We start from the raw sequence: 12791 nt of genomic DNA on the forward strand, positions 1-12791 counted from the left end.
GCGCCGCTGCCCTCCGGACAGCGCCTGGTCGCCTACTTCACCGACCCCGACCTGCCCCTCGCCCCCGACCGCGGCACCGAGGGGTTCCGCGCACGGCTGCTGGCCACCCGGCACGTCTCCCGCCGAGCCCGCCCGCACGGGCTCATCACCCGCACGCGCCCGCGCCGCGCCCCCGCGCACACCGCCCACCTGGACCGGGTGCACGGGGACGGCTGGCTGGACGGCCGCCGGAGACGCGGCCGCCGCCTTCGACCCGCTCAGCTCCCAGGGCATCCTTCCTCGTCGGCCGCCAGGGCTGGTGGAACCACACCAGCCTCGACAACTGACCGGGAGCGGCCGCCGCCGGTGAGCGGCGCGCACACGGTGCGGGGCGCCCCACCGACGGGTGCGGCGCCCCGCCTCGCCCTCAGTGCCGGTAGCGGGGCCCGACGGCCGGCGGGACACCGGTGCGGCGGGCCTGGGCACGCGCCGCGGGGGAGTCCTGGCTGCGGGCGGCCTCCAGCGGGATCCGGGGCGGGCTCACCGGCCGCACGACCGGGGTGTGGCCGGGCAGCCGCACCGCGCCCCACCCGTACGGGTCGGCCTGGGCGCTGCCGAACGGCGACCACGCCAGGCGGCTCTTGCCGGTCCTGTCCCGGGTGTCGGAGTCGTAGACCAGGATGTTGGCGGTGAGCCGGTCCGGATCGACGGCGGCCGGCAGCGCGGCGAACGGGATCTTCGCCTCGACCGTGTAGCCGGTGTACGGCCGGGTCACCACCGAGGCGACCCGCATACCGGGAGCGGTGGTCGCCGCCGGGCCCTGGCGGTTGTCGCCGTCCCGGCCCGCGCACGCACCCGCGCCGCGCGCCGTGAACGGCAGGATGCCCGCCTTGAACGTCGTGGAGGTGTCGTCGGAGGCGCCGCGCGGATCGAGGTCGATCTCGACGGAGTCGGTGCGCCAGTGGCGTTTGCAGTCGCCCTTCGCGTCCAGGGCCGCGCCCATGAGGTCGTCCCGGACCTGGACCAGGACGTACAGCGCCGAGGCGTGGCGGGAGATCCGGGCGGTCGCGGAGCAGTCCGCCGGGGCGCAGCGCTTGCCCTCCCAGTGCCGCAGGGTCAGCGCCGGGCCGGGATACTCACCGGGGCCGGCCCGGCCGTCCACGACGGGCGCCCGTTCCACCGCGGGCACCTTGGCCGAGGGGCTGGCGGGAGAGGCGGGCTGGGCGTCGTTCGCCAGCCACGGCAGACCGGTGCGGCGCGCCCAGGCACGGAACTCGGCGTACAGCGGGCGCAGTCGGGACCGGTCGCGCACCGGGGCCGGGACCGGATTGCCGTTGCGGGACAGTACCGTGAACCACTCGCACGGCAGCCTGCGGCGCGGGGTGGTGACCTTCCTGGGCAGCGAGCCGAACCCCTGGGTGACGTAGGTGCGCGCGGCGTTCCGCTCGACCTGCGCCCAGGTCTGTCCCGTGGGGGACCGCACCCCGGTCCAGAAGCCCTCGACCGGCAGCCCGGTGTGCGGGTCGGTGGCCCGGGTCCGGGCGCACCGGGGACCGACCGGGCCCGTGAACCCCCAGCTCTGGGTGCGCAGTTCGGACGCCTGCCAGGGCCGGTACCGCTCCCGGGTGAGCTGCCCGGGGAAGGCGGTGGGGTCCGCCGCCAGCCGGAACGCCTCGATCGCCAGGCGCGCGGACTCCTGGTGCGCACCGTGCTGGTTGAAGGGCCGCGGCTCCATCGTCACCACGGTCCTCGGGGTGGTCGCCCGGATCAGCCGGACGAGGCGCTCCAGGGTGTCGGTGGGCGGCTGCGGGCGGCGGTTCCAGACGCGTGCGGTCAGGGGAGCCGAGAGGGTGTACCAGAAGTCGGGCTTGTCGAGGTGGTAGACGTTGCGGATCCCCGCGAAGCCGACCGCCGTGCGCTCCTCGCGCTCGCGGATCAGGCCGAGCGCGGCCCCTTCCTGCGGCCCGCCGGCGTTGCCGCCGCCCTCGCCGCGGGTGACCGTGGCGACCCCGGTGGTCAGCCCCCGGCGCTGCCGCCACTGCCCGAAGGCCGCCAGCGACGGGAACTCGTCGTCCGGGTGCGCGCCGATGAACAGCACGCCGGCGCCCGCCTCCAGGTACCGGTGCGCGTCGGCGATCTCCGGCAGCCGGAAGGGCCGGTCCACGACCGGCCGGAACGCCTCCGTCCGCAGCCCCGAGGCGACGTACGCCGCGCCGCCCACCGCATCCAGTCCGTCGGGGCGGGGCACCACCGCGGCCGCGGGCACCAGCGCCCGTTCGGCGTAGACGCCGTGGTCGTTCGTCGAGAAGGCGGGCAGCACGCTGACCGGATGGCCCGGCGCGAAGCCCGTCACCCGCCGCCCGGCGGCCTCGACCACGCCCGCGGCCTCGGTGCCGAGCCGCGCCGGGAACTGCCGGGCCGCCTCGGTGTACCGGCCGCTGCGGAACAGCACCTCGGCGCGGTTGAGGCCGATCGCGTCCACCGGATCGCGAGTTCGCCGGGGCGGGGGGCGCCCACCGGCACCTCCTCCGGTTGCAGGACCTCCGCCCCGCCGTGCGCGTTAAACCGCACCGTTCCGGCCATCTCACGTCCCCCTTGCCGACTGTGGGGCGGGCATGGGGTCGGCCGGCCGGAGGGGGAATGCGCATCCCCTGGGCCGCGTTGGGTGGTTGGATGGGGCGGAGGGGCAGAGGTTGCCCGGTGGGGTGCGCGACCTCGCGCCCGCGGCCGCGCCCGGCCTCGCGGACGAGGGGCGCGCGGCCGTTGCCGGACACCGTCAAGGGGAGGACGAAACCGTATGAGTACGCCGCAGGCTCCGCAGGAGAGTCCGCAATCCGGGCCGCGGTCCAGCCGTCAGCGCTGGGCCGACGTGGACGGGTATCTCGCCGAGCTGTTCGCCCTGGAGGACGACGCGTTGGCGCAGGCCCGGCAGGCCAGTGACGCGGCGGGCCTGCCGCAGATCGCCGTCAGCGCCGCGCAGGGCAAGCTGCTGCACCTGCTCGCCCGGCTGCGGGGCGCCCGCCGCATCCTGGAGATCGGCACCCTCGGCGGCTACAGCACCATCTGGCTGGCCCGCGCACTGCCCCCGGAGGGCCGGCTGGTCACCCTGGAGGCCCGGGCGGAGCACGCGGAGGTGGCCCGCGCCAACCTCGTGCGGGCCGGTCTGGCCGACCGGGTCGAGGTCCGCGTCGGCGCGGCGCTGACCGCGCTGCCCGACCTCGCGGCCGAGGGCGGTGAGCCCTTCGACGTGATCTTCATCGACGCGGACAAGGGCAACAACGCCGCCTATCTGGAGTGGTCCCTCAAGCTGGGCCGGCCGGGCACCCTCGTCATCCTCGACAACGTGGTGGCCGACGGGGCCGTCATCGACCCCGAGGACACCGGCGCCCGCACCGAGGGCATCCGCCGCGGCCTCGCATTCCTCGCCGGTGAGCCGGGGTTGAGCGCCACGGCCGTGCAGACCGTGGGCGCCAAGGGCTACGACGGTTTCGCGCTCGCGCTGATCACCTGACGGGGCCGGACGGCACCGCCGCCCTCAGGCGGGCGCGCCGCCGCCCGCCCGGGGCGGTGCCGGACGGAGGATCAGCGGCAGGTACACATCGTCCACGATCTCGATGAGGACGGACTCCTCGACCGGCGCGCCGAACAGCAGGAACTCGTTGCGCAGCAGGTCGGTGGCGACCGAGGCCCGGCGCGAGGTGAGCATCGAGCGGTCGATCTCCCCGCGCTCCACGGCGCGTTCGAGGATGGTGTGCAGGGTCAGCGGTCCGACGGTGTGCACCCGCTCCCGGATCAGGGCGGCGAAGTCCGGGTCGCGGGTCATCTCGGCCAGTAGACCGCGCAGGATGCCGCCGAGCGGGCTGGCCATCTTCGCGGCGAGCTGGCGCATCAGCGCCAGTACGTCCGTCCGGAGCGCACCGGTGTCGGGCAGCCGCACATCGGACATGCCGGCCGACCGGACGGCGTCCATGACCAGTTCGGCGCGGTTGGCCCAGCGCCGGTAGAGGGCGGCCTTGCCGGTGCGGGCCCGGGCGGCCACCCGTTCCATCGTCAGCGCCGCGTAGCCGGTCTCGCTGAGTTCCTCCAGGGTCGCCGCCAGGATGGCGTGCTCCAGCTCCGCGCCGCGGCGGCGCGGCCCTTTGCGGTGGTCGGCGGCGGTCGCGGCGCAGGGGCCGGCGGCGGGGTCGGCGTTCGGTGACAGCGTGACTCCTGAAGATGTCCGGAGAGGTCGTTGCGTTCTCTATCACGCCAAGCCTATTCTGCCGATTAGAGAACTCACCGTTCCCTAGCGGTGGGTGAGGACGATGTCCGAGGGGACCGATGACCGAGACCGCCATGACGCCCCAGATAGCCGACGCCCCCGCATTCCCGAACGACCGCACCTGTCCGTACGCGTTACCCGAGGGCTACGCCAGGCTCCGGGACGCCGCCGGCGCACTGCACCGGGTCACCCTCTACGACGGCCGCCAGGCATGGGTGGTCACCCGGCACGAGACCGCCCGCAAGCTGCTCGCCGATCCCCGCCTGTCCTCCGACCGCACCCACCCCGGCTTCCCCGCCACCTCACCGCGGTTCGAGGCGGTGCGGGGGGTCCGCCCGGCCTTCATCGGCATGGACCCGCCCGAGCACGGCGCCAAACGGCGCATGACCATCAGCGAGTTCACCGTCAAGAAGATCAAGGGCATGCGCGCCGAGGTCGAGGAGATCGTGCACGGCTTCCTCGACGAGATGCTCGCCGCCGGCCCGCCGGCCGATCTGGTCAGCCAGTTCGCGCTGCCCGTACCGTCCATGGTCATCTGCCGGCTGCTCGGCGTCCCCTATGCCGACCACGACTTCTTCCAGGACGCCAGCCGGCGCCTCGTGCAGTCGACGGACGCCCAGCAGGCGGTCACCGCACGCCAGGACCTGTCCGACTACCTGGACGGGCTGATCACCGCCTTCCAGGCCGAGCCCGGCCCCGGCCTCGTCGGCAGCCTGGTCGCCGGGCAGCTGGCCAACGGCGAGATCGACCGCGAGGAGCTGATCGCCACCGCGATGCTGCTGCTCATCGCCGGCCACGAGACCACCGCGTCGATGACCTCGCTCAGCGTGATCGCGCTGCTCGAACACCCCGACCAGTACACCGCGTTGCGGGACGATCCCGGGCTCATCCCCGGCGCCGTCGAGGAACTGCTCCGCTACCTGGCGATCGCGGACATCGCCGGCGGCCGCGTCGCCACCGCCGACATCGAGATCGACGGCCGGCTCATCCGGGCCGGCGAGGGCGTGATCGTCACCAACTCCATCGCCAACCGCGACGGTTCGGTGTTCGAGGACCCCGACACCCTCGACATCCGGCGCTCCGCCCGCCACCATCTCTCCTTCGGCTTCGGGGTCCACCAGTGCCTGGGGCAGAACCTCGCCCGCCTGGAACTGGAGGTCATCCTCGCCGCCCTGCTCGACCGGGTGCCCACGTTGAAACTGGCCGTCCCCGTGGAGGAGCTGACCCTGCGGCCGGGCACCACCATCCAGGGCGTCAACGAACTCCCGGTCACGTGGTGAACGGCACGGCGGGCACGGCCGGTGGGACCGGAGCGGCGGGCGGGACCGGCGCGGCCGGTCGGGCCGGCGCGGTCGGCCCGGCCGGGAGGAGTGCGGTGGGCAGCGCCTCGGGAACTGCCGGGCCGGCCGGGGCGTTTGCCGGAAACAGACCGGGCACGGCAGCGAGCAGCGGGGGAGCGGCGACGTGAGCGGCAGGCCGAGCGGGAGAGGGGACGCACGATGAGCCAGGGTGAGGACGCGGCGCGCGAAGGCGGTGTGCGGGTGACCGCGGACCGGACGGTGTGCGTCGGCGCCGGTTTGTGCGCGCTGACCGCCCCCGCCGTCTTCGACCAGGACGACGACGGCATCGTCACGGTGCTGCGGTCCGCGGCGGACGGCGGCGACGGCGCCGCCGCGCGCGAGGCGGGGCTGCTCTGCCCGTCCGGCGCGGTCCGCGTCACGGACGCCGCGGGGTAGCCGGGCGGCGGGTGGCGGGCGGTCGTACGTGAGGGAGCGGGGCGCTCCGCCCCCCCGTGCGGCCGCACGGGCAGTTGTCCGGACTGCTGCTCGCTGCTCGGGGCGTCCCTCGGCCATCCTGGTGCGGGCGTTGTGCCGGCCCGGTGCGGGCGAACGGGCCGACGGGCGAGGGGCCGACCGGGGTGAGCGGCCGACTCGGCCGCACGGGCCGGCCGCGCCGCGCCGGAGCGCAGTGCCGGAGCGGTCGGCTGCCGCGTACCGCCACGCACCGCAGCGCCCAACCGCCCACCGACGGGAGGAGCCCGATGGCCACGGCGCAAGGGGGCGGGGCGCCGCTGCCGCCCGAGGACCGGGCGCTGTCGCCCTTCACGGGGTACGGCCGCGCGCACTGGGTGGCCCTCGCCGACCACCTGCTGGCCGACGCACGGCGGTTCGCCTCCCCGGCCGGCGCGCGGATCGTACTGCCGGGCCGCCCCTCGTCCTCCGGGCCCGACTCCGACCAACTCGAAGGCTTCGCCCGCACGTTCCTGCTGCTGGCGTTCCGCACCGCCGGCTGCGGCGGCGAGGCACCCGCCGGACTCGTCGAGGCGTACGCCGCGGGCCTTCGCGCCGGGACCGATCCACGGCACCCGGAAGCCTGGCCCGCGCTCGGCCAGGACTGCCCCCAGACCCTCGTCGAAGCGTGCTCCCTCGCCCTCGGCCTCCACCTGACCCGGCCGTGGCTGTGGGACCACCTGCCCAGCGTCGTGCGGGAACAGCTCACCGACTGGCTGCAAGGCGCCTTCGGACTGCGGATACCCGACAACAACTGGCACCTGTTCCGGGTGATCGTCGGGGAATTCCTGGCGGGTGTCGGGGCCGCCCACGACCGCGCCGAGATGGCCGCCGACCTGGCGCGGACCGAGGAGTTCTACGCCGGCGACGGCTGGTACCGCGACGGCGGCGACCCCCGCACCTCGGACCACTTCGACCACTACAACGGCTGGGCGCTGCACCTCTACCCCCTGCTGTGGGCCCGGATGGCCGGTGCCCGCGCCGCGGACCGCCTGCCGGAGTACACCGCGCGACTGCGGCGCTTCCTCGCGGACTTCGCGCTGTTCTTCGGCGCGGACGGGGCGCCGATGCACCAGGGGCGTTCGCTGATCTACCGCTTCGCGGCGGTGGCCGCCCCCTGGATGGGCGCCCTGGCGGACGCGACCCCGCTGAGCCCCGGCCAGACCAGGCGCCTGGCCAGTGGCGCGCTCCGGCACTTCACCGACCGCGGCTTCCGGGACCGGCACGGCATCGCCACCCTCGGCTGGTACCGGCCCTACCCGCCCATGGTGCAGGGCTACTCCGGCCCCGGCTCCCCGTACTGGCTCGCCAAAGCCTTCCTCGGCCTGCTGCTGCCCGCCACCCACCCGTGCTGGACCGAGCGGGAGGAGCCGCTGCCCGTCGAGCGCGGCGACCGCGTCCTGGCCCTGCCCGTCCCCGGCCTGCTGCTCTCCGCGACCCGCGCGGACGGCATCGTCCGCCTGCTCAACCACGGCAGCGACAACCACGAGGGCGACACCCGGGGGAGCGGCCGGGCCCAGGACGGCACGCCGGGCGCCCGGCCGCCGGAACGCGTGCCCGGCGACCCGCACTACGCCCGGCTCGCCTACTCCACGGCCACCGGCCCGTACCACGACACCGGCGCCTGGACGCCCCGGTGGCCGTTCCCTACCCCCGACAACCACATCGGGCTCCGCCACCCGCGGTTCGGCCTGTCGGGCCGCACCCGCATCCACCGCCTGCGGCTCCTGGACCGCTACGCCGCGTCCTGGCACCGCCCTGTCTGGCGCGGCCGCGCGCACCCGGAGGCCCGCATCGAGACCGCGGCGGTGTTCTGGGGAGCCTTCGAACTCCGTGCCCATCTGGTCGAGGCGCCCGCCGGACTGGACGCGTACGACAGCGGCTGGCAGGTCGCGGGGGAGCGGCCCCCGCGCGCCCGGACCGGCGACCGCTGGGCGCAGGCGGTCACCGGCGCCGACTTGACGAGCACGTTCGTCTCGCTGGCGGGACACAGTGCGGTGGCGGTCGCGGCCGTCGCGGACGGCAGCGCCTTCGGCCGCCACTCGGCCGTCCCGTACGCCACCGCCCGGCGGACCACCGCACGGAGCGTGCACGTCGCCCTGATCGCCCTCACCGGCCCCGGAGCGGACCCCACCCCGCCGGACGTCCACTGCACCATCGAGGGCACCACGGTCACCGCGGCCTTCCCCGACGGCACCTGGATCCTGGTCGCCCTCGGCGCCCGGCCGCCCCGGACGCCGGCACACCTGGGCGGAACCCCGCTCCCCGACCTGGTGCGCTACGCACGGGTGACCCCGGGAGAAGCCCCGGTGATCCACTGATCCGCCGGCCGATGGCTCCACGGGCCTACGGTTCTATGGGGCTACGGTTCTACGGGCTTACGGGGCCAGGGGCTTGCTGGGCGACCGGTCCACCGGCTCACCGGCGGGGCCCCGCCGGCCGAACCGCGCCGCCCCCGGCGCGCGGCAGTGCGCCCTCACGGCAGCATGACGACCTTCCCGAACTTCCCCGGGCCGGCCAGCCGGGCGTAGGCGTCGGCGTACCGGTCCAGGGGGAAGGCGGCGTCGAGGGGGACCCGCAGGCGGCCGTCGGCCAGGAGCGGGACGACGCCGGTGCGCACCGTGGCCGCGAGGAGCGCCTTCTCGGCGGGGGAGCGGCCGCGGATGGTGGTGCCGATCAGCTGGGCGCGCGCCAGCATCAGGTCGACCATGCGCAAGGGCGCCACCGCACCGCCCTGGACCCCCACCACGAGGATCTTCCCCCGCGTGCGCAGCAGTTCCACGCGGCGCAGGCAGTCCTCCCCGCCGACCAGTTCGACGATGAGGTCGTAGGGGGCCCGTTCGCCCTCCTGGCCGGGGGACACCACGTCCACGCCGCCGCCTGCGGGCGCGAGTTCCCGCACGCGGTTGTGGAGTGCGGTCCGGCGCACGCTGGCCACGACACGGGCGCCGGAGGCGGTGGCCACCTGCACCATGGCCGTACCGACCCCGCCCGCGGCCCCGGTCACCAGCACCCGGTCTCCCGCGCGCACCCCCGCCTGGACGACCAGCGCGTCCCAGGCGGTGCTGAACGCCTCCGGGAACCCCGCCGCCTCCCGCCAGGACAGCCCCACGGGTATCGGCAGCAGCAGCTCGGCGGGGACCGCGATCTTCTCGGCGTGGCCGCCGCCCCCCACCAGAGCCATGACCCGGTCGCCGGCCCGCACGTCCGTGACCCCCGCCCCGACCTCCTCGACCTCACCGGCGATTTCCAGCCCGGGGATGTCGGCCGGCCAGCCCGGCGGCGCCGGGTAGTCGCCCCGGGCCTGCTGGAGGTCGGCGGCGTTGAGTCCCGCGGCGTGCACCCGTACGGCCACCAGACCGGGCCCCACCGCCGGATCGGCTCGCTCCGCAAGCCGGAACGTGCCCCTGCCGTCGATCACCACTGCCCGCATGGTCCCGAATGTACTCGCCTGCCGCGGCACGCCGGTTCCGGAGCACGTCTGCCGTGGCCGGGCACCGTCAGCGCGGGCCCTGGGGGTCGAGCGCCTTGAGTGTCGCGTGCAACCAGCGCATCTCCGCCCGGCTCGTGGCCCGGGCGATCGTCAGGATGCCCTGCCGGAAGGGATCCTCGAACTCCTCGGCGGCCAGCGGGCGTTCACCCTCGTAGAAGAAGCTGCTCGGCTCCCGGAGGAAGTCCCGGCGGCGCCGCAGCACCGCGGCCTGCTGAGCCGGGTCGTCGAGCTGGCGCAGGAAGGCCAGCACGGTGAACCAGTGGTTCTCGTCGCTGATCTGCACGCCGCCGGCGTCCCGCAGCCGGCGCCGCAGCTCGTCCCGCCCGGCCTCCGTCAGGCTGAGGACGTGCCGGGGGGCCGCCCGGCTTCCGGGCTCGGTCCGGCGGCTCAGCCAACCCGCCTTCTCCAGCCGCTTGATCGCCGGATACAGCGTGCCGTCCGCGATCGGCCGGACGTGCCCCGTCAGGTGCGCGACGCGCCGCTTCAGCTCGTAGCCGTGCAGCGGCCGCTCGCCCAGGAAACCCAAGATCGCCAACTCCACCACGGCAGCATTGTGCCCCAGCTCCGCTATACCTCGCCTGCGAGGTATGGTCCCGGCGATGCACTGAGAGTGACGTGAGCCGGTCGAGGAGCAGACATGCGCGACGCCCAGGTGACACCGCAAGGGGACCGGATCCGCTGGGTGGAGATACCGGGAGACCCCCGGCGCCCCCGGGTCTACCTGCACGGACTCGGCGCCTCCGCCGCCCCCTACTTCGCGGCCGCCGCGGTCCACCCGGCCCTCACCGGCCCGCGCTCCCTCCTGGTCGACCTGCTCGGCTTCGGCCTCAGCGACCGCCCCACGCACGTCGACTACACCCTCGAAGACCACGCCGACACCCTCGCGACCGCCCTGCGGGCAGCCGATGTCCGGGCGGCCGACGTGGTCGCGCACAGCATGGGCGGCGCGGTCGCCCTCGTACTCGCCCACCGCCACCCCCACCTGGTCTCCCGCCTGGTCCTGGTCGACGCCAACCTCGACCCGATGACCCCCGCGCGCGGTCGGCCCGGCACGCGCGGCATCGCCGCCTACACGGAGGAGGAGTTCCTGGCCGGGGGCTGGCGGGACATCCGCGACGCCGTCGGACCGCACTGGTGGTCCACGATGCGCCTGGCCGGCCGGGAGGCCCTCCATCGCAGCGCGGTGCACCTGGCCCGCGGCACCGACCCCACCATGCGTGAACTGCTGCTCGGCCTGGCGGTCCCACGGACCTACCTGAGCCCGGAAAGCGACGGCCCGCTCCCCGGCGCCGCGCAGCTGACCGACGCCGGCGTCTGCCTCGTCGCCATCCCGCACTGCGGGCACAACATCATGCTGGACAACCCGGACGCGTTCTCCCGGGCGACCGCGCGGGCGCTGACGGACGGCTGACCGGGCGGCGCTCCGGTGCGGCCGCCGCCCGGGGCCGGACCTCAGCCGGCCGTCGCCCGCTCCTCCGGCCGGTACCGCGCGGGGACGTAGCGGCGGGGGCCGCCGGGGCCGTACCGGAGCATGGTCCAGGTCTGCCCGAGCACCAGCGCCAGCACGGCGGCGAGCACGGCGGCCTGTGCCGCCACGGACCAGTGCAGCGATCGCATGGAGAGCTGGGCGAGGGTCACCGCCATCACCCCGCGGCCGACGACGGCGGCGGCGCAGATCAGCAACTCCTCGCGGTGCGGGTGCCGCTCCTGCGCGAGGCGCCGCAACAGCCAGAGCGCCACGCCCAGTTGGGCCGCGACGGCCGCCGCGAACGCGGGCGGCGGCCCGCCGGGCGCCCCCGCCACCAGCAGCGCCGAGCCCAGCGTCCAGCACCCCGCGCTCAGCCGGCAGGTCCGTACGCGGCCGTGCCTGACCAGGAAGGTCCGCTTGCCGAACAGCGCGTCGCCCCGCACGTCGCGGAAGTCCTTGAGCAGGATCCGGCCGATGAAGCCGACGTAGAGCCCGGCCAGGAGCAGCAGCTCCCGGCCTCCGGGCCAACCGCCGGTCCCGGCCCACGCGCCCGTTCCGCCCCCCGCCGCCAGCCGGCCGACGAGGAACGGCACCGCGACGTAGCAGGCCGGCAGCGCCAGCGAGGCCAGGGCGCCCCGGTCGGCGATCCGCACCGGCCGCAGGGAGTACGCCGCGCTGAGGCCCAGCCCGACCGCGGTGACCGCCGCGGCCCACGGCGCCACCAGGAACGCGCTCGTCAGCGCCACCACCGCGCACACCACCGCGACGCTCCGCATCCCGTGGGGACCGATGTCACCGCTGACCAGCGGCCGGCGCCGGTCGCCCGGCAGGTTGACCCGGTCGATCCGCTCGTCCGCCAGGTCGTTGCAGGCCACCGAGAACATCAGGAACGCGGCGACCGGCAGCAGCGCCCGGCCGGTCGCCGGCAACGCGTCCCCGCCGCCGGCGTGCGCCCGGCTCCCGGCGGCCGCCCCCAGCGCGGTGTAGAGGGCCAGCAGCGCCAGCACCGGCGGCCTGGCCACCATGAACAGCACCCGTCCGCGCGTCGCCACCGTCACTTCGTGCTCCCCCACTGATTCAGCCCCACCACCATGAGGACGGCGAGTCCCACGGCGACCAGCCCGCACAGCGCCAGGACGACCGCGAGCACGATGCCGAACACCGCCCAGCCCGAACGCCGCGCCCGGCCCCCGCGTCCGGGCCGTGGATCCTCCGACATGTTCTCCTCCCCTCCCGGCCCCCACCCGCGCGGCGAAGGGCTTCCGCGCCCCCGCACACGAGCCGTGCCACGCCAGAGCATCACGTGATCCGTACCCACGTACCTGAGTACCCGTACTCAGATGGACGGTCCGGATGCGCGCCGCCCCACGGTGGGACACCGGGCGGCGATTCCGACGTGAAGGGGGGACCGTGGCCACCTGGGGGCTGATCCGAGAGGCAACCGAGCCGCGAACCGGGGCCGGAGGGATTCACCACGGAGATGTCCGTGCTCGCGTACGCGGAGGGGAGCCGCGGTCGCCGAACCGGTGGCGGACTCCCACCCGTCGGCGGATCCGGCGGCCACCCGCGAGTCCGTGTGGCAGCCGCCGGACCTCCCGTAAGGCCGCACGGCCCCGTCGGCTCCGCGGCCGCGGAGCCCGCCGAAGAGCGCTGTTCCGGCGGGTGCCGGTGACGCCGACGTGGTCGGCGGGCGGCCGGGAATGGGGGGTTTGTTGAACGAAGTGTGACCGGTTTGTGATCACGGACCGGCAAGCTGGGGGGCGGCGGCCGAGTGGGAGACGGGGGCCGGACGGGGATTGC

11 protein-coding genes are annotated in these 12791 nt (G+C 75.5%); 5 read left to right on the top strand and 6 right to left on the bottom strand.

Annotation, left to right across the window (positions count from 1 at the left end; genetic code table 11):
• Positions 1-406: 406 nt before the first annotated feature.
• The gene (locus MUU72_RS03950; protein ID WP_248011689.1) at positions 407-2461 is read right to left on the bottom strand and encodes a sugar-binding protein; all 2055 of its coding nucleotides are present in this window, start codon (positions 2459-2461) and stop codon (positions 407-409) included.
• A gap of 315 nt (positions 2462-2776) precedes the next feature.
• On the opposite strand from MUU72_RS03950, the gene MUU72_RS03955 reads away from it, so the two are divergent.
• Positions 2777-3490, top strand: a complete 714-nt coding sequence (locus MUU72_RS03955) for an O-methyltransferase (protein ID WP_248011690.1) — start codon at positions 2777-2779, stop codon at positions 3488-3490.
• A 24-nt stretch (positions 3491-3514) separates the two neighbouring features.
• Here MUU72_RS03955 and MUU72_RS03960 read toward each other — a convergent pair whose 3' ends face one another.
• Positions 3515-4180, bottom strand: coding sequence for a TetR/AcrR family transcriptional regulator (locus MUU72_RS03960; RefSeq protein WP_248011854.1), 666 nt, complete (start codon positions 4178-4180; stop codon positions 3515-3517).
• Between the two features lie 119 nt (positions 4181-4299).
• On the opposite strand from MUU72_RS03960, the gene MUU72_RS03965 reads away from it, so the two are divergent.
• The 3 genes from MUU72_RS03965 to MUU72_RS03975 all read left to right on the top strand — a co-directional run bounded on the left by MUU72_RS03965 (position 4300) and on the right by MUU72_RS03975 (position 8351).
• Positions 4300-5520, top strand: coding sequence for a cytochrome P450 (locus MUU72_RS03965; RefSeq protein ID WP_248011691.1), 1221 nt, complete (start codon positions 4300-4302; stop codon positions 5518-5520).
• Between the two features lie 255 nt (positions 5521-5775).
• On the top strand, positions 5776-5976 hold the full coding sequence (locus MUU72_RS03970; RefSeq protein ID WP_248011855.1) for a ferredoxin: 201 nt from the start codon (positions 5776-5778) through the stop codon (positions 5974-5976).
• Positions 5977-6281: 305 nt separating this feature from the next.
• Entirely contained in the window at positions 6282-8351 is a 2070-nt protein-coding gene (locus tag MUU72_RS03975; protein ID WP_248011692.1) for a DUF2264 domain-containing protein, read from the top strand.
• Between the two features lie 155 nt (positions 8352-8506).
• Here the strand turns inward: MUU72_RS03975 and MUU72_RS03980 are convergent, their stop codons facing one another.
• Both MUU72_RS03980 and MUU72_RS03985 read right to left on the bottom strand, forming a co-directional pair.
• Positions 8507-9463, bottom strand: a complete 957-nt coding sequence (locus MUU72_RS03980; protein WP_248011693.1) for an alcohol dehydrogenase catalytic domain-containing protein — start codon at positions 9461-9463, stop codon at positions 8507-8509.
• Between the two features lie 67 nt (positions 9464-9530).
• Positions 9531-10067 (bottom strand): PadR family transcriptional regulator, encoded by a 537-nt coding sequence (locus MUU72_RS03985; protein WP_248011694.1) that lies wholly within the window; start codon positions 10065-10067, stop codon positions 9531-9533.
• A 93-nt stretch (positions 10068-10160) separates the two neighbouring features.
• On the opposite strand from MUU72_RS03985, the gene MUU72_RS03990 reads away from it, so the two are divergent.
• Positions 10161-10934, top strand: coding sequence for an alpha/beta fold hydrolase (locus tag MUU72_RS03990; RefSeq protein ID WP_248011695.1), 774 nt, complete (start codon positions 10161-10163; stop codon positions 10932-10934).
• 41 nt (positions 10935-10975) lie between these two features.
• Here the strand turns inward: MUU72_RS03990 and MUU72_RS03995 are convergent, their stop codons facing one another.
• Positions 10976-12049: a UbiA family prenyltransferase gene (locus MUU72_RS03995; RefSeq protein ID WP_248011696.1), complete on the bottom strand. Its 1074-nt coding sequence runs from the start codon at positions 12047-12049 to the stop codon at positions 10976-10978.
• On the bottom strand, positions 12046-12210 hold the full coding sequence (locus MUU72_RS04000; RefSeq protein WP_248011697.1) for a hypothetical protein: 165 nt from the start codon (positions 12208-12210) through the stop codon (positions 12046-12048). The genes MUU72_RS03995 and MUU72_RS04000 overlap by 4 nt, the downstream gene beginning before the upstream one ends.
• Positions 12211-12791: the final 581 nt, after the last annotated feature.

Source organism: Streptomyces rhizoryzae, assembly GCF_023155275.1.
In the GTDB taxonomy this organism is placed as follows: domain Bacteria; phylum Actinomycetota; class Actinomycetes; order Streptomycetales; family Streptomycetaceae; genus Streptomyces; species Streptomyces rhizoryzae.

Coding starts and splice junctions, on each gene's coding strand:
- MUU72_RS03955 (WP_248011690.1), top strand. CDS start 2,777: ATGAGTACGCCGCAGGCTCCGCAGGAGAGTCCGCAATCCGGGCCGCGG.
- MUU72_RS03965 (WP_248011691.1), top strand. CDS start 4,300: ATGACCGAGACCGCCATGACGCCCCAGATAGCCGACGCCCCCGCATTC.
- MUU72_RS03975 (WP_248011692.1), top strand. CDS start 6,282: ATGGCCACGGCGCAAGGGGGCGGGGCGCCGCTGCCGCCCGAGGACCGG.
- MUU72_RS03980 (WP_248011693.1), bottom strand. CDS start 9,463: ATGCGGGCAGTGGTGATCGACGGCAGGGGCACGTTCCGGCTTGCGGAG.
- MUU72_RS03990 (WP_248011695.1), top strand. CDS start 10,161: ATGCGCGACGCCCAGGTGACACCGCAAGGGGACCGGATCCGCTGGGTG.
- MUU72_RS04000 (WP_248011697.1), bottom strand. CDS start 12,210: ATGTCGGAGGATCCACGGCCCGGACGCGGGGGCCGGGCGCGGCGTTCG.